The 22,446-nt window shown below is 67.3% G+C and carries 16 protein-coding genes and 1 tRNA gene; 7 read left to right on the forward strand and 10 right to left on the reverse strand.

Features of this window, described 5'->3' with window-relative positions; translation table 11 throughout:
* Positions 1-138: 138 nt before the first annotated feature.
* Positions 139-3,630, forward strand: a complete 3,492-nt coding sequence (gene mfd / locus ACFFDA_RS15535) for a transcription-repair coupling factor (RefSeq protein WP_404481531.1) — start codon at positions 139-141, stop codon at positions 3,628-3,630.
* A 35-nt stretch (positions 3,631-3,665) separates the two neighbouring features.
* Here the strand turns inward: mfd and ACFFDA_RS15540 are convergent, their stop codons facing one another.
* Complete coding sequence (locus ACFFDA_RS15540; protein WP_404481533.1) at positions 3,666-5,024, reverse strand: EAL domain-containing protein; 1,359 nt, start codon at positions 5,022-5,024, stop codon at positions 3,666-3,668.
* Between the two features lie 100 nt (positions 5,025-5,124).
* On the opposite strand from ACFFDA_RS15540, the gene ACFFDA_RS15545 reads away from it, so the two are divergent.
* Together ACFFDA_RS15545 and ACFFDA_RS15550 are read left to right on the forward strand one after the other, a co-directional pair.
* Positions 5,125-5,898 (forward strand): NAD kinase, encoded by a 774-nt coding sequence (locus ACFFDA_RS15545; RefSeq protein WP_404482767.1) that lies wholly within the window; start codon positions 5,125-5,127, stop codon positions 5,896-5,898.
* A 120-nt stretch (positions 5,899-6,018) separates the two neighbouring features.
* Positions 6,019-6,093 (forward strand) — tRNA-Asn (locus tag ACFFDA_RS15550).
* Positions 6,094-6,234: 141 nt separating this feature from the next.
* Here ACFFDA_RS15550 and ACFFDA_RS15555 read toward each other — a convergent pair.
* The 6 genes from ACFFDA_RS15555 to ACFFDA_RS15580 form a co-directional block, all read right to left on the reverse strand.
* A complete protein-coding gene (locus ACFFDA_RS15555; protein WP_404481535.1) occupies positions 6,235-7,164 on the reverse strand; it encodes a hypothetical protein in 930 nt (309 codons plus the stop codon).
* A 28-nt stretch (positions 7,165-7,192) separates the two neighbouring features.
* Complete coding sequence (locus tag ACFFDA_RS15560) at positions 7,193-8,356, reverse strand: DegT/DnrJ/EryC1/StrS family aminotransferase (protein WP_404481537.1); 1,164 nt, start codon at positions 8,354-8,356, stop codon at positions 7,193-7,195.
* Positions 8,357-8,509: 153 nt separating this feature from the next.
* Positions 8,510-9,292 (reverse strand): CpsD/CapB family tyrosine-protein kinase, encoded by a 783-nt coding sequence (locus ACFFDA_RS15565; protein WP_404481539.1) that lies wholly within the window; start codon positions 9,290-9,292, stop codon positions 8,510-8,512.
* On the reverse strand, positions 9,289-10,779 hold the full coding sequence (locus ACFFDA_RS15570; protein WP_404481540.1) for a GumC family protein: 1,491 nt from the start codon (positions 10,777-10,779) through the stop codon (positions 9,289-9,291). Before ACFFDA_RS15570 ends, ACFFDA_RS15565 begins: the two co-directional genes overlap by 4 nt.
* Positions 10,776-12,014 carry a hypothetical protein gene (locus ACFFDA_RS15575; RefSeq protein WP_404481542.1) on the reverse strand — a complete coding sequence of 413 codons (1,239 nt, stop codon included), beginning with the start codon at positions 12,012-12,014 and terminating at the stop codon, positions 10,776-10,778. The genes ACFFDA_RS15570 and ACFFDA_RS15575 overlap by 4 nt, the downstream gene beginning before the upstream one ends.
* Positions 11,995-12,645 carry a polysaccharide biosynthesis/export family protein gene (locus ACFFDA_RS15580; RefSeq protein ID WP_404481544.1) on the reverse strand — a complete coding sequence of 217 codons (651 nt, stop codon included), beginning with the start codon at positions 12,643-12,645 and terminating at the stop codon, positions 11,995-11,997. The genes ACFFDA_RS15575 and ACFFDA_RS15580 overlap by 20 nt, the downstream gene beginning before the upstream one ends.
* Positions 12,646-12,954: 309 nt before the next feature.
* Between ACFFDA_RS15580 and ACFFDA_RS15585 the strand changes: the two genes are divergently transcribed.
* Both ACFFDA_RS15585 and ACFFDA_RS15590 read left to right on the forward strand, forming a co-directional pair.
* Positions 12,955-13,749: a WecB/TagA/CpsF family glycosyltransferase gene (locus ACFFDA_RS15585; protein WP_404481546.1), complete on the forward strand. Its 795-nt coding sequence runs from the start codon at positions 12,955-12,957 to the stop codon at positions 13,747-13,749.
* Positions 13,750-13,843: 94 nt separating this feature from the next.
* A complete protein-coding gene (locus ACFFDA_RS15590; protein WP_404481548.1) occupies positions 13,844-14,917 on the forward strand; it encodes a hypothetical protein in 1,074 nt (357 codons plus the stop codon).
* On the opposite strand, the gene ACFFDA_RS15595 is transcribed toward ACFFDA_RS15590, so the two are convergent.
* Positions 14,858-16,978, reverse strand: coding sequence for a hypothetical protein (locus tag ACFFDA_RS15595; RefSeq protein ID WP_404481550.1), 2,121 nt, complete (start codon positions 16,976-16,978; stop codon positions 14,858-14,860). The two genes, ACFFDA_RS15590 and ACFFDA_RS15595, sit on opposite strands and share 60 nt — an antisense overlap.
* 144 nt (positions 16,979-17,122) lie before the next feature.
* On the opposite strand from ACFFDA_RS15595, the gene ACFFDA_RS15600 reads away from it, so the two are divergent.
* Positions 17,123-18,487 (forward strand): glycosyltransferase family 4 protein, encoded by a 1,365-nt coding sequence (locus tag ACFFDA_RS15600; protein ID WP_404481552.1) that lies wholly within the window; start codon positions 17,123-17,125, stop codon positions 18,485-18,487.
* Positions 18,488-18,490: 3 nt separating this feature from the next.
* On the forward strand, positions 18,491-20,020 hold the full coding sequence (locus ACFFDA_RS15605; protein WP_404481554.1) for an O-antigen ligase family protein: 1,530 nt from the start codon (positions 18,491-18,493) through the stop codon (positions 20,018-20,020).
* Here the strand turns inward: ACFFDA_RS15605 and ACFFDA_RS15610 are convergent.
* Both ACFFDA_RS15610 and ACFFDA_RS15615 read right to left on the reverse strand, forming a co-directional pair.
* The gene (locus ACFFDA_RS15610) at positions 19,996-21,342 is read right to left on the reverse strand and encodes an oligosaccharide flippase family protein (protein WP_404481556.1); all 1,347 of its coding nucleotides are present in this window, start codon (positions 21,340-21,342) and stop codon (positions 19,996-19,998) included. The genes ACFFDA_RS15605 and ACFFDA_RS15610 overlap by 25 nt on opposite strands.
* The gene (locus tag ACFFDA_RS15615; RefSeq protein ID WP_404481558.1) at positions 21,327-22,445 is read right to left on the reverse strand and encodes an acyltransferase family protein; all 1,119 of its coding nucleotides are present in this window, start codon (positions 22,443-22,445) and stop codon (positions 21,327-21,329) included. The genes ACFFDA_RS15610 and ACFFDA_RS15615 overlap by 16 nt, the downstream gene beginning before the upstream one ends.
* Between the last annotated feature and the right edge of the window lies 1 nt (position 22,446).

Here is a 22,446-nt window from a genome sequence, read left to right on the forward strand (position 1 = left end):
GGCCGAACCGGCCGACCTCTGTTTATACTGCCTGTGCCTCTCACCCCCGCAGCGCGGCGATCCCCCTCCCCGTATCGGCGAGGATGCACACGGCGATTGAATTTACGGCAACTACCGCATATCTCGCCCGGCATATTCATGCCTGATTTTTCCCGCATCCTTTCCGCAACGACGCCACTGACGCTGGCTTCGGTGACTCGTGGCAGCCAGCCGCTGGTCATGGCCGACCTCGCGAGGGCCGTCGCCGCAAAGGGGCGCGTGGTCTTCGTCGCCGACAACGAAGCTGCGATGCGCTCGGTCGCCGAAGCGGCGCAGTTCTTCGCGCCCGAGCTCGACGTCATCGAGTTTCCCGCCTGGGACTGCCTCCCCTACGACCGCGCCAGCCCGGCCCTTTCTGTCAGCGCCCGGCGCCTCGCCGCGCTGCACCGCCTCCAGCTCAAACGGCAGGGCCCGCAGCTTCTCGTCACCACCACGAACGCCCTGCTCCAGCGCGTGCTCACGCCGTTCCGCATCCGCGAATCGGTGCGGCTGCTCAAGCCTGGCATGGAGATCGGCCACGAAAGCCTGATCGCGCTGCTGCGCCGGCAGGGCTACCACCGCAGCGACACCGCGATCGACGCGGGCGAGTTCGCGGTGCGCGGCTCGATCTTCGACATCGTGCCCTCGGGCCTGGGCAGCGAGGACGGCCCGGGCGGCCTGCGCCTCGACTTCTTCGGCGACGAGCTGGAAACGCTGCGCCTGTTCGACACCGGCACCCAGCGCTCCAGCGGCACCGTGCCCGACCATCTGCTGCTGCCCGCCAGCGAAGCGCTGATGGACGAGGACACCGTCAAGCGCTTCCGCACCCGCTACCGCGAGATGTTCGGCGCGCACGCCACCGCCGACCCGCTCTACCAGGCGGTCAGCGACGGGCGCAGGCTTGCGGGCATGGAGCACTGGCTACCGCTTTTCGAAGACCGGCTGGTCACGCTGTTCGACCACTTCGGCGACGACGACCTGATCGTCATCGACAGCCCTGCCCTGGGCGCCGTCGACGAGCGCTTCACCGACATCGCCGACTACCACAAGGCGCGCCTCGACACCTCGGGCCAGAAGGCCGGGTCCTACCGCCCGCTGGCGATCGATTCGCTCTACCTCACCCGCGAAGAGTTCGACTTCGCCGTCACCGCGCTCCCGGTCCACCGTGCCGATCCCTTCGCCCAGCCCGAATCGGCCAGGGTGATCGACTTCGGCTTCGGCAATGCGCGCGATTTCGCTGCCGAGCGTGCCCGCGGCGACAATGCCTACGAGGCCGCCGCCAAGCACCTCAAGGCCATCGCCAAGTCCGGCCGCAAGGCGATCCTCGCTGCCTATTCCACCGGCAGCCGCGCCCGCCTCGCTTCGATCCTGGGCGAAGTGGAAAGCCCTGAGCCGCGGCTTGCCGATACCTGGCAGGAAGCGCTCGGCCTTGCCGTGCAGGGCCGTTCCGCCGCGCTGGTGCTACCGCTGGAAACCGGCTTTTCCAACGATTCCGTCGAGGTCATCACCGAGCAGGACATCCTCGGCGACCGCCTCGTGCGCCGCAAGAAGCGCAAGAAGGACTCCGACGCCTTCCTCGCCGAACTGGCGGCGCTGACGCCGGGCGACCTGATCGTCCACATGGACCACGGCATCGGCCGCTACGAGGGCCTGCAGTCGATCCCGGTAGGCAAGTCCCCTCACGACTGCGTGATGCTGACCTATGCCGGCGGCGACAAGCTCTACATCCCGGTCGAGAACCTCGACGTCCTCTCGCGCTACGGCAGCGAGAGCGAAGGGGCCACGCTCGACAAGCTGGGCGGCGAGGCATGGCAAAAGCGCCGCGCCAAGCTGAAAGACCGCATCCGCGAGATCGCCGGAGAACTCATGCGCACCGCCGCCGAACGCGCGCTGCGCGAGGCTCCGGTGCTGGCGGCGGACGAATCCAGTTTCAACCAGTTCATCGACCGTTTCCCGTGGCAGGAGACCGAGGACCAGGAAGCCGCCATCGGCGACACGCTGGAAGACCTCGCCTCGGGCCGCCCGATGGACCGGCTCGTGTGCGGCGACGTCGGCTTCGGCAAGACCGAGGTGGCGCTGCGCGCCGCTTTCGTCGCTGCCATGGCCGGCCAGCAGGTCGCCGTCGTCGCGCCCACCACCCTGCTCGCGCGCCAGCACTATTCCGGGTTCGCCGAGCGGTTCGCCGGCTTCCCGCTCAACGTCGGCCGTCTCTCGCGCCTCGTCCCCGAAAAGGAGGCCAAGGCCACGCGCGACGGCCTTGCCGAAGGCACCATGGACGTGGTGTGCGGCACGCACGCGATCCTATCCAAGTCGGTCAGCTTCAAGCGCCTCGGCCTCGTCATCGTCGACGAGGAACAGCGCTTCGGGGTCAATCACAAGGAAAAGCTCAAGCAGTTGCGCGCCGACGTGCACGTGCTGACGCTCACCGCCACGCCGATCCCGCGCACCTTGCAGATGGCGATGTCGGGCCTGCGCGAACTGTCCACCATCCAGACCCCGCCGGTCGACCGCCTGGCGGTGCGCACTTACGTGATGGAATGGGACGACATGGTGATGCGCGAGGCCCTTTTGCGCGAACACCATCGCGGCGGCCAGAGCTTCATCGTCGTGCCGCGCATCTCGGACATGCCCGAGGTCGAGGACTGGCTGCGCAAGCACGTCCCCGAAGTCAAGAGCATCGCCGCCCACGGCCAGATGAGCCCGAGCGAAGTGGAAGAACGCATGGGCGCCTTCTACGAGGGCAAGTACGAGGTCCTGCTCTCGACCACGATCGTCGAATCGGGCCTCGACATCCCGCGCGCCAACACGATCATCATCCACCGCGCCGACCGCTTCGGCCTCGCCCAGCTCTACCAGCTGCGCGGCCGCGTCGGACGCTCGAAGCTGCGCGCCTACGCCTACCTGACGACGCCGCCGAACCAGGCGCTGAGCGAAATTTCCGAAAAACGCCTCAAGGTGCTCGGCGACCTCGATTCGCTGGGCGCCGGCTTCCAGCTCGCCAGCCACGATCTCGACATCCGCGGCGCCGGCAACCTGCTGGGCGACGAGCAATCGGGCCACATCCGCGAAGTGGGCTTCGAACTCTACCAGTCGATGCTGGAAGACGCGATCCTCGCTGCACGCGCGGGCGGCGTCGGCCTCGAAAAGGACACCTCGGGCCTGTCCCCGCAGATCACCGTCGAAGCGCCGATCATGATCCCCGAGGACTACGTGCCCGATCTGGCGGTCCGCATGGCTCTCTACCGCCGCCTCAACGATGCGGATTCGCGCGCCGAGATCGAGTCCCTCTCCGCCGAGATGATCGACCGCTTCGGCGAACTGCCGCAGCCTACCGCCAACCTCATCCAGCTCATCCAGATCAAACGCCAGGCGATCGAGGCGCATATCGCCAAGATCGACGTCGGCCCGCGCGGGACCCTGGTCAGCTTCCACAACGACAGCTTCCCCAACCCGGCCGGCCTCATCGCCTATGCGGACAGACTGCAAGGCGCGATCAAGCTACGCCCGGACAACAAGATGGTGCTGCAAAGGGCCTGGGGCGATCCCAAGAGCCGGCTCAACGGGTTGCTGCAACTGACCAAGGGCTTGAGCGCAGTGGCGCGCAAGGGATAAAGACCGTCCTTGCTCGTACCGGACGCGATCCGGAGTTATGCTCCCCGGCCTGCGTCCACTTCTACATCCTCCTCAACCCGCGCCAGCTTGGCAAACATAGCCGCGCTCATCGGCTGCGCTCTCAGGAAGCCCTGGAAGTAGGCGCAACCCTCGCGCGCCGCGACTTCGCGCTGGCCTTCGTCCTCGATGCCTTCGGCGATCACCTGGAGGTCCAGTGCGCGCGCCATCGCCACGATCGCGCGCAACACGGCGACGTCGCGGCGATCGGTGGTGATGCCGTCGATCATCGAGCGGTCGAGCTTGAGGTAGTGGATCGGCAGGACCTTGAGGTAGCGGAAGTTGCAGAACCCCGCCCCGAAGTCGTCCAGTGCGATGCGGATGCCTTGCGCGGAGAACTCCGCCATTGTCTGCGCAGCAAGGGTGATGTCGCCAATCAGCGTCTGCTCGGTCACTTCCAGCGTCAGCCGGCGCGGTGGAAAACCGCTTTCGCGCACGAGGTCGAGCATCTGGCGAGTGTAGCTGCCGAAGGCGAGATCGGCCGCCGTGACGTTGATCGAGAGCCGCAAGGACCCCGGCCATCCCTTCGCCGCCCACATCGCCTTGCGGGCGATGTGGCGTGAAAGCGGGCCGACGTGGTCCGCACGCTCGGCGATGGCGAACAACGCCCCGGCGCCGATGCGACCAAGCTCCGGGTGGTTCCAGCGCGCCAGCGCCTCTGCACCGGTCAGGCTGTCGTCACCGAGGTCGAACTGGGGCTGGAACAGAACCTCGATCTCGTCGCGGTCGATGGCGACGAGGAGGTCTGCCTCCAGTTGCTGGGCAGAGCGGCCGGGCGGCGTCACCTCGCCGTCGGCCCAGGCGAGGCGGGCGCCGTGCTGCTCGTGCGCGTCGCCCAGCGCGTGACCGAGGCGGTCGAGCATTGATTCCACGCTCTCGCCAGTCAGTGCGCGTATAAGGGCGATGCGTGGGCTAAGGCGCAGGATGCCCGAGGAGACCGGGATTGGCCGCGCGATCATGTCGGCAAGCTGGTCGGCGACGAGCTGCCAGCGCTCGCGGCTACAGGCTTCGTTGGCGACCAGCACGAAACTTCCACCGCCGGCGCGGGCCAGGAGCCAGGGACCGTCGAGTTCCTCTTCTGCAAAGTGGCTGATCCGGGCGGCGACTTCCTCCAGCGCGCCGTCGCCGGCGGCGGCGCCATAGGCCATGTTGATCGCATCGAGCCGGCGCAGGCTGAGCAGCATGGCGTGGACATGCGCCATGTGCGGCATGAGCACCGGGTCCTCGCGCCAGGCGGCGATGCGGTCGTACACCGCCTCCAGCCCGGGAATGCCGGTCAGCCGATCTGCTATCCCCTTGGGATGGCTGTGGACCTTGTCATGTGGTTTTACGCCCATCGCGTCGCCATACCCCAAAGCCCTTGCAAATCCCTTCAAAATTCTACAGCCCCGAAGCGGTATTGGTCCCGGAACAGGACGCTGCGGAGACGTGATGAGCATGGATGCGAAACTGGCGCTGATCGTGTCGGACAGCGCCAAGGCGCAGGCCGGTGCCGTCGCCCTGCGCGAATCGCACCCCTGGGTCACGCCGCAGCAGGCAGATGTGCTGGTCGTGCTGGGCGGCGACGGGTTCCTCCTGCACGTCCTGCACGAGATGCTGGACGGCCATCCGATCAAGCCGGTCTACGGCATGAACCTGGGCACCGTGGGCTTCCTGATGAACGGTCCGCACGACCACGTCCCGATCGCCCAGCGCGTGGCCGATGCACACCGCGTCCCGGTCCGCCCGCTGGTCATGCACGCCACCGGCCGCGACGGGCGGGAATACAGCTACTACGCGATCAACGAAGTCTCGCTGCTGCGCGAGACGCGCCAGACCGCCAAGGTCGAAATCCGCATCAACGGGCGCGTGCGGATGGACGAACTGGCGGGCGATGGCATCCTGGTGGCGACACCGGTCGGCTCCACCGCCTACAACCTGTCTGCCAGCGGTCCGATCCTGCCGCTGGGCTGCCGCATGCTGGCCCTCACCCCGCTGAGCCCCTTCCGCCCCCGCCGCTGGAAGGGCGCGATCCTTCCCGAGAGCGCGGAAGTGGAATTCTGCATCCGCGAGCCCGGCAAGCGCCCCGTCGCCGCCGTCGCCGACCAGAAGGAAGTGCGCGACGTCGCGATGGTCCGCATCGTCGCTTCGGCCGAGAAGGAACTGACCCTGCTGTTCGATCCCGGCTTCACGCTGGAGGAGCGCATCTTCGCCGAGCAGTTCCAGGTCTGATCCGCAGGTGTACGCAGGTTGCGAAAATTTGATCCAAATTTCTGGCATACGGGGTTGCCAATCTTTCTGGCGCTGTTATAGGCGCACCCCTGCCCGGCGGTGGTAACATCGACAGGCTGCTCCCCGATAGCTCAGCGGTAGAGCATTCGACTGTTAATCGAATGGCCGTAGGTTCGAATCCTACTCGGGGAGCCAACATCTTCCAGGAAATCGCCGAAATAAGGATGTCCGGCGCACGCGGCATCCCTGCCCGTCTTTCGACGCGCCATTCGCGCCGGCATCCATCCACGACAGCCTGACACCGAGGGCAAGGGCAACGCCCCTGCCTGGCTCGATTCACAACCCGGCCGGAGGCACCAGTTTCGCCGGCAGGGACAACTCGCGCCGCCAGAGCGCGCAGGCACGTTGGCGCGGATTCAGTGGTCCGGCCAGCCGGGCGACCTGGCTCCGGCTCAACCCCGAGCGCTCGCAGAAGAACGGGTGTCGCGGCGACCGGGCGAAGTAGCTGTGGAACAGTGCGCCGCGATCGGCGTAGTGGGCGGGCTGGCCACGATGGAAGTGCTCAGCCGTCTCGCAGAAGAACACGGTGCCGGCCGCCCCCTCGCAACTGACCAGGTCCCGCGCGTAGTCTGCACCCAGCCTTTGCGCTAGCGCCGCGTCGTCCGCCAGCATGTAGCGATAGCCGTTCGCGCCGCCGTGCCCCGGCTCTCGCCGGCGGATCATCTGGAACGGACCGCCGCCGGCAGCGACGTCGTTGCAATAAATGCCGACCTTGATCGTCCGGCGGTCCTCCCAGTCCCGGTGCCAGCAGCGCGGCCCGGCCTCGCGGCCGTCAGCGACCGTGTAGATCAGGTTCACCCCGTCGTAGGCGACCGGCAGGCCGAGATAGGCCTCGACGATGTCGAGCAGCCTTTCGTTCAGGCCCCAGGCGAATATCTCGGGCCGCGAGGCGATCGCATCGGGCGAGACGATGACGAACTCCTGCCCCTGTGCGGCCCGGCGGCGCGCCTCGGCCGCAAATCCCGCGGCAAGCTCTTGCCCTGCGGAGAGCATTTCGTTCGATCCGGGCAGGCCCAGTTCGGCAAGGCTGGTGACGTAGATGCCATCACGGCGCAGGCCTTCCACGATCTGCAGGTCCAGCCCGGACAGACGGGGCACATGGTCGCGATGGAGCGCCAGCGCAGATTCGTGCCGCTGCATCAGGTGGCGGTTGACGATCTCCGAATTGGCACAGCGCAGTGCCGTGCGCGCCGGCAGGTCGCGCATCCATCTGGCTGTCGAACTCAGACGCGATTCAGCCATTGGCGAGAATGTCGATCGTGCGCTCGACGAGCGTGTCGCTGAGATTGGGGTGGATCGGCAGGCACAGGATCTGCCTGGCGATCCGGCGCGCGACCGGCAGGGGCTGCTGCGCGGAAGGCAGGTCGCGATAGCCGGGCATGTCGCAGATCAGCGGGTGAAAATAGCGCCGTGCGAGGATTCCGGCAGAGGTCAGGCGGGCACACAAGGCATCCGCGGGCACGGGATATTCGTCGGTGACGAGGATCGGGAAATAGGAATGGTTGAGAGTCACGCCCTCGACCCGGAACGGCGCGATTCCCTGGATGTCGGCGAGAGCGGCGTGGTATCGCCTGCTGATCTGCGCCCGCCGCGCGATGAGCCCGTCGATGTAGCGCAACTGGAGCAGCCCGAACGCCGACTGCAGTTCGTTCAGCTTGCCGTTGATCGAGGCGGTGGCCATGATCGTATCCCCGTGGAAACCGAAATTGCGCAAGCGGTCGATCCGGGCCTTGGTGCGCCCGTCGGGAGAGACGATGGCGCCGCCCTCGAACGTGTTGAACACCTTGGTCGCGTGGAAGCTCAGGACCGAAAGGTCTCCGTGGCGCAGGATGCTCTGCCCGTCGACCTGCACGCCGAAGGCATGGGCCGCGTCGTAGACGACCCTGAGGTCGTTGATCTCGGCGATGCGGGTTATCGCGTCCACCTCGCAAGGGTGCCCGAAGCAGTGGACCGGCAGGATCGCGCTGGTGCGCTCGGTGATGGCGGCCTCGATTCCGGCCGGCGCGATGTTGCAGTCCTGCTCGTCGATGTCGACGAACACCGGCGTGGCTCCGGCGAGGCGCAGCGCGTGGGCGGTGGCGACGAAAGTGAAGGGCGTGGTGATGACCTCCCCGCTCACCTTCAGCGCCTGCAGCGCGGTCCAGAGGGCGACGGTGCCATTCGACATGAGCGATATGTGCTCCACGCCCAGGTGCTGCTCGAGCGCCCGCTCAAGCTCCTGATGGTAGGGGCCCGAGTTGGTCAACCAGCGGTTGGACCAGATCGTCTCGAGGTAGGGCAGGTATTCGCCCAGGGGGGGCATGAAAGGCTGCGTGACCGGCGTCGGCCGCTCGACCGGGGCGACCTGCGGAAGGCGGGCCAGGGCGGGCATGGCGGGAGTGGTTTCGGTGAGTTTCATGCGTCCGTCTTCACCTCTGCTGGAAGGGGGCGCCGACGTCCGGAACGCGGCTGCGGCGATGTGCTTTGCAGCATAATCGAGTGGCGCGGGCGCGCGCAGACAGCGAAACCCGTGGGGCATTCGCAGACCCCCATCGCCGACCAGCGCCTGCATTCACGCGGGGTCATAGTAGTCGTAGCCGTAGCGGAAGCGCCCGCTGGTGATCGACTTGTTGAGCACCGTGCCGACGACCGGCACGGGTCCGATCAGGCGCATCGCCTCCTTGAGATCCCGGGACGTCGTGCGTCCCTCCTCCACCACCATCAGCACGCCGTCGGCATTGCGCGAGATCAGCATGACGTCGTCCAGCACCAGCGCCGGGGGCGTGTCGACGATGCAGATCGGCTGGAACGGCGCGGATTGCACGGCGCGCATGGCCGCCGGAAGCCGGTCCAGCGACAGCAGCGTCGAGGAATCCTTGCGCGCCTCGCGCACCGGGTAGAGGGTGAGGTCGTAGCCGGCCACTTTCTGGCCGACGTCGTCCCACTCGCAGTCCCCCAGCAGGTAGTCGTCTATTCCGGCGTGGACCGTCAGGCCGAAGCGATCCGCCATCGTCGGTCGCCGCAGATCCAGGTCGACCAGCATCGTCGGCTGGATCAGGCTGAGGGCGCAGGCGAGGTTGGCGGTGACGAAGGTCTTGCCGTTGCCCGCCTGGGTCGAGGTGACCACGAGGATGCGTCCGCCAGAGGCGTAGAACCCGTTCATGATCTGCGAGCGCAGCAGAATGAAGGTCCGTGCGCGCTGGTCCATGTGTTCCAGCCCGACGATACTGTTTTCGAGCAGATGCGCGCGGTCCAGTCTGACCCGGCGCCGATCGAGGTCGACGACGGTGCAGCCGCCGCCGGTGCGCGGCTCGATATCTTCCAGGGGGACTTCCTTGCCGACCGTAATCATCATCGTGCTCCTGCGCGGCGCGGATAGGACCGGCGGCGCCCTTTCTGCATGTAGCGCCGGAAGCGCTCGAACAGCGGTGCGGTCAGCCCGGGCGTGAGCACCGGCACGACCGCCAGCGGCGTCGCATTCATCAGGCGGGTGACCGCGCCGACACCGTGGATCGGGCCTGCGAGGACTTCCCAAACCACTACCATCACGAAGCCCAGCGCGAGCCCACCGAACAGGCCGGCCGCCACCAGTTGCATGCGCTTGGGACGGATCGGATCGCTCGGCATGCTCGCAGCGTTGACCACCGAGAAACGCTCGCCCTTGTCCTCGGCCTGGAGGTTGGCGGTGACTTGCGCTTCCATCTGCTTGTCGCGCACGTCCTGGTACTGGCGCTTGAGATTGTCGTAGTCGCGCTCGAGGTTGTTCAGCTCGTAGGTCGCCTGGGGCGCCATCGCCGTCATCCGCTCCATGTGCGAGATCGAGCCGACCAGTTCCCCGCGTCGCGCCGCCAGCGACGCGATCCGCGACTGCGCCGCCTCCATCGCCGAGGCCACGGCACCGCTGCCGGGCGGCGGTGCGGTCGCCCGCAACACATTCTGGCGCTGCCGGCTGACCGCCGCGCGCGCGGCAACGACGTCAGGATAGCTGTCGGAATAGATCGCGCTGAGCTGCGCGAGACGCTCCTCAGCGCGGTTGAGCGCTTCGAATTCCGGCTTGGGGGCGGCGGCGATCTCCTCGCTCCGCGTCGCCAGCAGGCTGTTCTGCTGCAGCAGGCCCTGGGTCTCGGCATCCATCCGCGACACTTCCGCGCGCAGTGCCGATCCCGACTGGGCGCTCAGCGCCACCTGATCCGGCAAGGCCCCGGCGTAGCGGCTCTCGACCTCGCGGCGCTTGCCCTCCAGCTCGACCATCTGCCCCCGCAGTTCGTCGACGCGGCGCGTCAGAAACGCAGCCGTGCTTGCCGCCTTCTCGGTGCGTAGCCGCTTGTCCTCGGCGAGGAACATCGTGACCAGCCGGTCGGCCACGGCGTGGGCCGCGGTCCGGTCGGAATAGGTGAACGAGAGGTCGAACGCGATCGTGTCGTTGGCGGCGCCGGGCCCCTGGCGCCCGGTGGCGCTGACGAGGTCGACGGTAATCGACTTGCGCATCATCGCCAGCAGGTCGTCGAAGGACATCTCGTCCTGCTCGCGCGCATAGATGCCGGCCTCGTGGATGAGCTTGGTGAGGCTGGCGCAACTCATGATCTGCTGGCGGATCTTGCCCACGCTCTCGTTGGCGTAGTTGGCGGTCTGCGCCGGCGCGAACGTGGTCGGTATCTGGGGTGCGTCGATCAGCAGCGTCGCCTGCGAACGATAGGCCGGCGTCATCAGCAGGGCGGCCGCCACTGCGAGCGCGGTGCCGACCAGTGCCGGGAGAACGATCCACCAGCGTCGTCGGTAGAAGATCGCGAATATCTCCAGCGGACTGATGACGCTGGCGTTCGACGTCGCTTCTTCGCTCATTTGCGCTCCCCTGGTCTATAACTGAGCTGTATTCCGAAGAAGGCCGCGCCGATGCGTTGTCCGGTAACGACCTGGCGGCGAAGGTATTGGACGCTCGCGGTGACGGTGAAGTCCCGGCGCGGCTTCCAGTCCAGCGCCACCGTACCGCGCATGGCATCGGTCGGGCCGCTGCGCTCGAGATCAGGCGGCCCGGTCGCGCGCGAACCGCCCACCAGCGTCGAGCGCCGGTAGTCGCCGGAACCGCGCAGCACGAACTTCTCGCCGAGCGGCTGCATCAGCGAAGCCGAAACCGTCGCGTTGCGCCGAAGACCACCGACGCCGCTCACTTCGGTGTTGAGCGTGCCGGAAAGGCAGGCAGTCATTCCTCGCGAGCCCGTGGCGGCATCCCGGCACAAGTCCACCCGGCCGGCCAGCAGAGTCCGCCCGGGACGCCGCATCGCCATGCCGCCGATCGTCTCGATCTGGCGTCCAGCCCGCTCCGCGCCGAGTTCCAGCATGAAACGCCCGTTGCCGCTGAAACGGCGATTGTACGTGCCGTAGGCGGCGATGCTGTTCATGCTCGCCATGCCGTCGACCCGGTTCACGGTGTCGCGTACCCGGACGCCGACGCTGGTGCGCGGGCCGATCCGCTTGGAATAGGCAAGACCGACCGCCAGCGCGCGCGAATCGCGCAGCAGTTCGCCACCGGAATAGAAGGTCTCGTCGAAGCGTATCTCCGGCCGGAACAGCTCGAAGGCATTGGGCCGCCAGTCGGCGTCGAAACCGGCGAACCAGCTGTTGCGAATGGCACCGGGATCGACCGCGAGATCGGCACTGGTGGACAGCAGGTCGATCGCCAGCGCCCTGTCGAAACCGGCGGAACCGCCGATCGTCAGGTACTCGCTGTCGCGATAGCGGGTTTCCACCGTGGCATCGCCCAGCAGGTAGTGGCCATAGAGCCGGCTGAAATCACGCCGCTTCAACGTTCCGTTGAGCGCGATCGTCGATCCCCGGTCGGTGGTGATCGTGACGCCGGGCGAGGCCGCGATCTCGAACATCACCGCGCCGTTGCCGCTCCCGGAAAGCAGCAGCGGATCGGGCGAGGCGAAGACCGACATGTCGACGGTCAGGCTGGGCTCGGTCCGCCCTTGCGCGGGTGTCGCGACAAGCGCAGGCAGGACCAGTGCGAAAGCCACGGACGGAAGCTGGCGGCAGCGGTCCATCGTGCACACGCATTCAGGGGATGACGAGGACATCGCCCGCTCCCAGCACGGGCAGCGGCACGGCGAGCCTGCCTGCGTCCAGTTTGCGCGCACCCTTGAGAATGCGCGAAAGGCGCACCGGCTCGACCGTCTGGCCTTGCGGTGTCTGGCGCAGGATGACGGCATTCTTGACGTCGGCGAATTCCGCGAGTCCCCCGGCCATGCTGAGCGCCTGCACCACGTTCACCGCGCGGCCCCCGCTTGCGAAACCGCCGGGCGTGCGGACCTTGCCCATGACGTAGAAGCGCATCCCCGTCGCCTCGCGCACCGCCACGGTGACGCTCGGCGGCGCTTCCCGGTAGTTGGGTGCGAGGTTGTCGCGGATCTGGCCGGCGATCTCGCCCACGGTGCGATTGGCGGCGGTGATCCGACCGGCAAGGGGGAAGCTGAGGGTGCCGTCGGGCAGCACCCGGACCACGCGCTGCAGCCGCTCGTCGCCCCAGACCAGGATGTCCAGCTCGTCGCCTGGATTGACCCTGTATTCGGGATCGACGACGCTCGACTGGACTACCGCCGTCACCCCTTGGGCGGCGGCCAGGGCAGGCATCGGCGGATAGGCGCATAGGGCGATCAGCAGGCCCGCCAGGCCCTTGCGGCTCGCCGTTCCGGCTCGATTGCAGAGCATCTCGATAATCCCCGCTGTTGAGTGCCCAGTGTACGAGCAACAGGGATTGCACGTCATTCGTTCAAGGATGGTCCGTATTCTCACCACCCCCTTCAAGGGGGACTTCCGTATTCCCCGAATCCCGTAGGTAGAATTTCGCGGATGGTAATCGGTTCAAACTAAGAATGAACATATGCGGGCGGCGATCCTGTATATCGGAGTCATTACTTCGAAATACTTTCATCAAAATTTGAAAACAGGCGCAGATCGCCGAAAAAATGGGAGGGCAATTTCATGGCTTCGTCTGCGATGCCCAACGGAAGCACAGGAATGACGTACGATTATCGCGCGCCCCAGTCGCGCGGCGCGCGCCGGTCGGGTGCGCAGCTGCGCACGTCGGAATTCATCGACCTGTCGTTCGCCTGGCGTGACCAGGGGCAGGTCCTGCGCGACATCGAGCAGCGCCACGAAGCCGCACCTTTTGCCTATATCGTGACTCCCAACGTCGACCATGTCGTGCGTATCCAGCACGCGCGGTCGGACTTGTGGCCGATGTACCGCAATGCCTGGATCACCTTGTGCGACAGCCGCATCCTGGGCCGCCTGGCCCAGCGCGCCGACATGTCGCTGCCGATTGTTCCCGGCAGCGACCTGACCGTCGCCATGTTCCGGCAAGTCATCCATCCCGACGACAGGATCGCAGTGATCGGCGGCAGCACGCCCCTGATCGAGAAGCTGCGCAGCACGTTCGGCCTGACCAACCTCGTCCACCACAACCCGCCGATGGGCTTCATCAACGATGCCGCGGCGACCGAGGAGGCCGTCCAGTTCGCGATCGATGCGCAGGCGCGCTATACCTTCATGGCGGTCGGCTCGCCGCAGCAGGAAATCCTCGCCTACCGCATTTCGCGGACGGGGCAGGCTACCGGCGTCGGCCTGTGTATTGGTGCCAGCCTCCAGTTCCTGACCGACGAACAGATGCGCGCGCCGCGGATCTTCCAGCGACTGTCCCTGGAATGGCTGTTCCGCCTGCTCAGCGATCCCAAGCGTCTGTGGCGCCGCTACCTCGTGGAAGGACCGCTGATCTTCGAGATCGTGCGCGAATGGCGGCATCGACGGGCATGACGAGCGGCATCGCAAGGCGATGAGACGGGGCGACGGCTGCGCGACAATCGCCTGCGCGGTGCTCGCGCTGTTCGCAATGGGACCGGCGACTCCGATGATCGAAGCACCCGCACAGGTCTACCAGGCGGCAGCGCCGCGTCTCGCTCCGCATGTTCCCCGCCGGTTGTTCGTGTCCGGTCACAGCCTGACGAACCACCCCTTCCCGGAATACCTCGAGGGCATTGCGGCCGATCTGGGATGGCCGCTGGAATGGAACATGCAGGGGCTGGTGGGCTCCTCGGTGAAGGACCGCAGCATGGGGAACGGCCCGGCACCGTGGACCGGCTATGCGGCGGGCATCGACAAGGCCGGCCACCCGCTCGACGTCCGCGCTGAACTGCAGCGGCCCGGCCCGTCTTACGACACCCTCATCATCACCGAACAGCATACCGTGCTCGGCAGTATCGTGTGGAACGACAGCCTGCGTCTGCTGCGCGATTTCCACGATCGGGTGATCGCCCTCGACCCGCAGGCGCGGACATATCTCTTCGCTGCCTGGATGAACGTCCTCGACCTCGACGATCCCGCCCGGTGGATCGCCTACGAACGAGCTGCCGCGCCGATCTGGCGCTGCATGGCCGAACGGATCAACCATGACCTCGCCGCTGCGGGACGACCGGACCGGCTGACGACGATACCGGCCGCGTCGGCACTGGCGACACTGGTCGAGGAGGCCACGTCGTCCCGCCCTATACCCGGCCTGGAGGGGCCGGACGCAAAGTCGATCCTCGCCGCAATCTTCAGGGACGACGTCCACCTGCGGCCGGCAGGCGTCTACTACGTCGCATTGGTGACGACTGCGATCCTGCACGGACGCCCCGTGGACGTGACGGTGCGGCCAAGGGGGATGCGGCAGGATACCGCCGAACGGCTCCGGCAGATCGCGACGACCTTCGTCGCCGACTACGCTCGCGGTGAAAGGCCGCTGACCGTCGAGGCCTGCCGCAGCTACGTCAGCGAGGACTTCGTGCCGACTTACCTCGCCTATCAGCGCGACCTGCAATGGCGCGACCACGGCAGCGCGATGACCTGGCTGAAATGGGCGAAGCTGCGCCTGCTCTGGCCACGGCTATTTCGGCGCCACGACGCCACCAACCCGTTCTACGTCGGCAAACCGGCCCCGCTTTGATACGAGTTGCGCCAGCGGGACCGGGTCCCCGCCCTCGAAGCGCACGACGGCTATCCGCGAGACCCGTTGCGCGCCGCCGGGACCTTCGATCCGCACCACCTCCTGTCCCGGCTCGCCGATGAAGCGATAGGCCTCGCGCCGGCCCGGCAGCAACAGCGTGTCGGCGCCGCCGCCGCCGTCGATCCGGGTGCCCGCGCTGCTTGCGCCGATGAAGCGATCGTCGCCGCTGCCGCCGACCAGTACGTCGTAGCCATGTGGGGTCGCCTCGAACGTCGCTCCCTTGCTGCCGCCGATCGCGATCCGGGCATCCTCGAAGGCGACGCGAGGCCCTCGCGATGCCGCCGGCGGATGCGCCTGGAGCCAGGCCATCAGCGCATCGTAGCGCGGCGTCCCCGTCTGCCGCACCGATTCCAGCGCCGACCAGCTTCCCCACTTGGAAGGCGTACCGATGATGCCGAAATTCATGAACAGGCTTCCGCCCGCCGCCGCGAAGGCCTTGTAGTTGGCGGTTTCCAATGCCTTGAACTCGGGACGGCGCTGCAGCTTCACGAGGAACTCGGTGTAGGCATCGTTGGCATGCTGCGAGATCGGCGTGTATTCGCCGAAGCCGCTTTCGTAGCTGACGAGGCGCATCCCGTGGGCCTTCGCCTGCTCGGCATGGTAGCGATAAAGCGGAGCGTTGAACTCCGTAATGCGCTTGTCGAGGGCGCTCACCGCACGGGCGTAGCCGCCATCGGGGTCCTTCCACCAGGTCTGGACCTGGCCCACCGCCTCGTCGACGTTCATCGTCCCGTCGTAGTAGGCGGTGATCGCGTATTCGTCGAAGTAGTCGGCCGCGCGGACCGGCTTGCCGCCGGCATCGCGCCAGTGTTTGGTTTCCAGGCCGGTCGCCTCCAGGCCGCGCCAGGCGAACTGGGTGCCGAACACCATCGACACGCGCCCTTGCCCCCCGTCGCCGCGCTCCGGCTCGCCGAACGTCTTCTTCCAGATCATGCCGACCTGCGCCGCGCGCATGCCGTACCATTCCAGCCACTCGCCATCGGGCCCGAAGACCTCGCGGGCCCGGGCCTGGGCATAGCGGGCCTGGGGGAATATCCAGTTCCACACCTCGTTGGAAAGTTCGACGTGGATCTTGAGGTCGCGGCGCAAGTTGGCGCGGACATAGGCGGCGAAACCGCGCACGTAATCATCGCTGGCATTGACCGGCATCGTGAACCAGGGCTCGGCGCCGGTACGGTTGGCCATCTCGACCAACGCCTCGACGGGGACCCCGCGGCTGCCGTCGCCCCAGCGCATCGACCCAGGCTTCGGCCGGTCCGCCCAGCGAAGCTGCGGCGCGCCTTCGATCGCCGCGTCCCCCGTCAGCGGCCCGCCTGTGGGCGCGAACAAGGCGTTGGTGTTCATCCAGTCCATGAAGCGCAGGACCTGGAACGGGTTGATCCGCGACAGGAATTGAGGATCGAACGTCAGCCCCGCGCGATAGAGCGGCAGGTATTCCTCGCGGATCACCCGGACGTTGCGGATCGGGTCGCCGCCCTTGGTCGCGCCATCGGCCTCGATGCGCAGATAGAGGCTGCCGCCCCGCCCGGAAGTTACGTGCAGTTCGCCCGGCGCGCGCGAAACCACGCTGGCGCCGTCGACGTCGAGCGCGGTGATCGCGCCCTCCCCTTCGTAGAGGACTACGTAGGCGGCCTGGGGCGGCGCGGCGGGGTTGTCGTGGAGCACGTTCACCACCAGCGAGCGATAGCGGTGCGATGCCGTGCCGGGGAGCGGCCAGCCTTCGCGGTCGAGCGCAACGGTCTCGCCGGTATCGTAAGTGCCTTCCTCCTGCGGCAACCAGGGCCCCGAGGATTTCACGATGTCGAGCGTAGGCAAGGCCGTGCTCCAGTAGGCCAGGCCGTCGAGATTGGTGCCCATCGCCATGGGCTCCGAAGTCGCCTCCGCCCCCGCTACTGCAGGATCGTCGCCCTGCGCGGCGGCAAGGCCGCCCTCCCCGCAAGCGGCCGCGAGCAGTACCAGCACCAAGGCTCCCGCCTTCCATCGCGGCGCCGGCCGGGTCACCTGAAATCTCCCCACGCGCTTCTCCCTTCCCAATGGGCATGATCGGATGTTGCGAGCGGCGGTCCTATACTGCCGGGGATACCGGAAGACGTTCTTCCGCCGCGATTTTACCCGCCCGATCCAACCCCGACAGGTATCCGTATTATGGTGGTCGAAAGTACCGGGCAGATTTGGGCACCCGCCGCGACGGCGACGGCCCCGAAGGCGAGACATCGCATCCTGCTCCTCGCCGAGATCGCCAATCCCGAGATGGTGAGCGTGCCCCTGATCGGCTGGTGCATCTCCGAGGCGCTGGCCCGGCAGGCCGACGTCCACCTCGTCACCCACATCCGCAACCGCGAGGCGATCGAGGCCATGGGCTGGCAGGAGGGACGCGACTTCTCGATCATCGACACAGAGCCCACGGTCCGCTGGATCTTCCGCGTCGCGCGCCTGCTCGGCGCCAGCGACAACCGCGGCTGGACGATCTACCAGGCCCTCGCGCCGCTGGGCTGCTACGCGTTCGAGAAGGCGGTGTGGAAACGCTTCGGGCCCGACCTGAAGGCTGGCACTTACGACATCGTCCACCGCCTGACGCCGATGAGCCCGACCACACCCTCCATGCTCGCGCGGCGGCTCAAGCGCCTCGGCGTGCCGCTTGTCGTGGGACCTCTCAACGGCGGACTGCCCTGGCCGCCGGGCTTCGCCGACCGCATGCTGCGCGAACGCGAATGGCTTTCGCGACTGCGCGGCGCTTACAAGCTGATGCCCGGCTATGCCTCGACCCGGCGCGACGCCGCCGCGATACTCGCTGGTTCACGCCATACCCTGTCCGAACTGCCGCCCCGGGCCCGGCCTCGCAGCTTCCATCTGCCCGAGAACGGCATCGACCCCGCCCGCTTCACCCTGCGCCGGACGCGCCGGGCCACGACGCCGCTGCGAGGCGCCTTCGTGGGCCGGCTGGTGCCCTACAAGTGCGCCGACATGCTGATCCTCGCCGCATGCGAAATGCTGCGCAGCAATGCCCTTCATCTCGACATCATCGGCGATGGACCCGAGCGCGACGCGATCGCCGAACTGGTCCACAGCCTGGGCGTCGGATCGGCCGTGACGCTGCACGGCGCGGTGGAGCACCGGCGCGTGCAGGAACTGCTGGTCGACTGCGATTTCCTCGCCTGCCCCAGTATCCGCGAGTTCGGTGGCGGGGTCGTGCTGGAAGCGATGGCGCTGGGGGTCGCGCCGATCGTCGCCGATTATGGCGGCCCGATCGAACTGATGGACGACGACACCGGCATCCGCGTGCCGTTCTCCGGCCCCGACAGCCTCATCAAGGGCCTGCGCAGCGTACTCGAGCAGGTGCAGGCCGACCCGGCCATACTCGATCGCCTGGGCGACGCGGCGGTCCGCCGTATCGAGGCGATCTTCACCTGGGACCGCAAGGCCGACCAGATCCTAAAGGTCTACGACTGGGTCCGCGACGGTGGCCCGCGGCCGTCGCTGATGCCCTTCTCCTCCCTCGCAAAGGTCTGAACGATGGCCTTCGTAGTGATCCTCATCCTGACCGCCATGGTGCTGTGGTGCGCGACCCGCCTGCCCGGACGACTGGGCTCCGTTTCCGGCCCCCACCAGGCAACACTGGCGCTGGCGCTGCCGCTGCTCGGCACCTTCGGGCTGCACTACGCGATCTTCGCGGTGGGAGTCGTGTTGCTGTTGGCGCTGGCCCCGGCCATCAGCCGCGCCGGCCTCGTCCTGCCCGCGGCGAACGCCATGGAACTGCGGAGCCGGCTCTACCTGCTCTGTCTCCCGCTGATGCCGCTGATGTTCTACACGATCGCCATCGGCGGCCTGACTTTCGCGCAGATAAACTACGTCCACTTGCTCGGCATCGGCTACCTGCTGGCGATGGCCATGGCGGGAGAGCGCCTTATCGATGCCCGCCTGCAGGGCTGGGACCTCGTCTTTGCGCTGATGATGATCGTGCAGGCGTTCATGGACTGTCGCGGCAACGACCTGACGTACTCGGTCCGCGCCTGCAACCAGGTGGTGCTGAACCTCGGCCTGCCGTACCTCGCTGTCAGCCGCGCGTTCGTGCGCGCGAAATCGCCCAACGACCTGATGCTCTCGGTGATACTGGGCGGCTGCATCCTGGCGCTGATCGCGACCTTCGAGGCACCCCGCCACTGGCTGCTCTACGACACCATGCCGCAAAGCATCGGCGCCGATCCGGAACTCAGCTCCGGCTACGTCAAGCAGCGCGGCGGCCTGTTGCGCGCCCGTGCCAGTTTCCCGGAATCGACCGGCCTCTCGCTCCTGCTGGGAATGCAGGTCGTGCTGCTGGTCGCGCTGCGCCGACACCTGAATTCGGCGCTGGCCTTCTGGACGGCGATGGCCCTGCTGGCCTCGGGCGTGTTCTTCACGCTCGCACGGATCGGCTACATCGTCGTGGTCGCCGGGCTGATCGCCTGCATGGTGCAGGAGCGGAGATGGTCCGGCCTCTTCGCCATGCTGCTGGCGCTGCCCCTCGTCGGTGGCATGTTGCTGGTGGCGTCACGCTTCATTCCGACCCTCGCCGCCTCGATCGGCACCGGCGAGGATGCCGCCGGCTCGGTCGACTACCGCTCGGAACTGCTGCACTCGGGCCTTGCGCTCGCACGCGAGCACTGGGCGACCGGCCTCGGCATGGACGACATTTACGCAAGGCTCGAGCACTTGCGCCAGGGCGAGGGCATCATCGACCTCGTCGACCAGCCGCTGACCATCCTTATGCGCGGCGGCGTCTTCGGCACCGGGCTCTACTATGCGATGCTGCTCGGTGCGCTGGGCTTCCTGTTCGTGCGCGGCAGGCGCCTCGGCAGCGAGGCCAACGCCTCGGCGACGGCCTGCTTCGCCGGACTGGTCGGGCTGATGGCCGCGCTGGTCACCACCAGCTACGGCCGCAACGAGACCACTTACGTCATGCTGCTCGCCGCTGCCGCCGGGCTGGTCGGCCGGGTCACGGCGCGCGCCGCCATCCCCATCAGCCAGCCGAACCTGGTCCGTCAGCCCGCCACGATCATGAAGTAGAGCCGGTTGCCGACGACGCCGAGCACCATGCCGACGACGAGGGCCGCGACGATCAGCGCTTCCTGCTTCCAGCGAAACACTCCGGCGCGGTGCAGTTCGTACCAGCAGTAGATCTGCACCGGTACTTCGATCGCGCCAACCGCGGCCACCAGTCCGATCGGTCCGAAGGCCAGGAACCCGGCAGTGCCCACGCCCAGCAGCCAGCCCAGTCGCACCAGGTTGGCATAGAGCAGCGAGCTTACCCGGCCCACGACGATCAGCACTTCGCGCGCGGCGTAGTTGTTCATCGCGATCGCCGGCGCAAAGGCGAGCAGTCGAAGGTAGGTTGCCGCGGCCTGGTAGCGAGGGTCGTAGAGCAGGTCTACAACCGCGGGCGCCATGGCCATGAACCCGCCCATCGCGATCATGTAGAGCAGGGTCAGGCTGCGACGGCTGCCGTAGTAGACATGCGCCAGGGTATCCGGCTCCTCGCGATGGGCGCGGGCGAAGGCGGGCAGCAGCACGCGGCTGGGATAGAGCGTGGTGAACCCGGAGGCGACGCCGGACAAGTTGGAGGCCAGCGAATAGAGGCCGAAGAGCGAAAGCGGGAAGATGCGCGACAGCACGATCTTGTCGACGTTGCCCAGCAGGACATGGATGGTGTTTGCTCCCCCGATCGTCCGCCCGAAGCGCCACAGGTCGCCGGCCTCCTGTCGGTCGAAGGCGAAGCGGCGCGCGGCTCCGGGAAACATCATGTAGCTCAGCACCGCCTTGAGTGCGGCGCCGATCAGGCCCGCGAAGATGATTGCCCAATAGCTGCGCAGCAGCAGCGCCAGCAGAATCCCGGCCACCGTCTGGGTGACCGCGCTGGCGATGTCGAGCACGCTGAGCATCGCCAGCCGCTCCTGCCGCACCGCGGTGAAGGACGACAGCGAGGCGCAGCCATCGAGGAGGAAGTTGATTGCCGTGACGGCGATTGCCAGTTGCAGCTCCGGCTTGCCGAGGAAGCCGGCCAGCGGCCCGGCACAGGCAGCCATCAGCACCGTCAGCACCGCGCCGCGCAACAGCCGCACCGTCCAGATCACGTCGAGCAGACGCGGGTCGTCGCCGCGCGCATGGCGCACGATGTAGACGGCGAACCCGACGTCGGAAATCATCAGCAGGATGTTGAGGATCGCGCCCGTCAGCCCCGCCACGCCGAAGTCGGCCGGCGAGAGGACACGGGTGAGGATCAGGGTGCTGGCGATGCGCAACACGTTGGACGCGACGATCGTGATCGCGACCAGACTGACGCTGCTCAGGACCACCCGCCGCCAGGGCGGTTGCTCTACGACGGTTGCCATGCTTTCAGCCCGCTCTTCGCTTGGTCATATGCCCGCACACTCCGGCGCAGGCGGGCCAGCAGCGGCCGCTCGAACCACAGGAAAGTCGTGATCGAAAAGGCGATGCAGGCCGGCGGCAACAGCAGCGCGAGAATCGGAGCGTCGTTCCACACCCGGGCCGCGAGCGTCACCAGCGGCCGATGCGTGAGGTACAGCGCGAAGGACGCCTCGCCGAGCAGCACGGCCCACCGGCTGCACAGGATGCGCGAAAGCGTCCCTGTGCCGTGCGCGAAGACCAGCACCGCGAGCGCCATCGGCGGCAGGTAAGCCAGTTGCCAGCGCAGCGGCATCGGCAGGTCCGCGAGCGAGTAGGCGATCATCGCCGCGGGGATCGCCAGGGTTACGCATATCTCCGAGGAGGTCCCTGCCAGGCGCCGGCCGTGTCCCGCGCGGTACAGCCGGTACAGCAGCATGCCCGCCACGAAATCGACGAGCCGGACCGGCGGCGCCACGTAGAAGAACCACTCCGCCGTCGGTGAAAACTGGCCCGGCGTGCCGATGGTCAGCATCGCCACGGTGGCGATCAGCAGCACCGCGCAGCCCAGGCACGTCGCCAGCACCCGTGCCGGCAATCGGGAAAGCCAGGGGAACATCGCGTAGAAGAACAACTCGTCGGACAGGCTCCACGACGGCCCGTTCAGCGAATAATGGACCTCGACGTTCGGCACCCAGGCATGAAGCAGCGCCAGGTTGAGCGCGATCGTTCCCGCGCCCGGCACGCCGCCCGCGAGGACCAGCCACGCGAGGAACAGCAACGCCATGATCCAGTGCAGCGGGCCGATGCGGCATACCCGCAGCAGGAGGTACGAGCGCAGCCCGATCGCGCCACTCGCAAGCTTGTCGCCATAGGCGTGCGACAGGATGAAGCCCGAGAGCAGGTAGAAGAACGAGACCCCGCAGTAGCCCTGGCGCAGCAGCGTCTCGTAGATCCACCACCTGGGCGTTCCCGGCTCCTGCGCCAGGAAGTCCAGATGCGAAAGCAGCACCGCGAAGGCCGCCACGAAGCGCAAGCCGGTAAGCTGCTCGAGGGATGCCGGTTGCGAAGTCGGACGCGGTGCGGTCACC

This window comes from Novosphingobium sp. BL-52-GroH, assembly GCF_044813085.1.
GTDB lineage: Bacteria > Pseudomonadota > Alphaproteobacteria > Sphingomonadales > Sphingomonadaceae > Novosphingobium.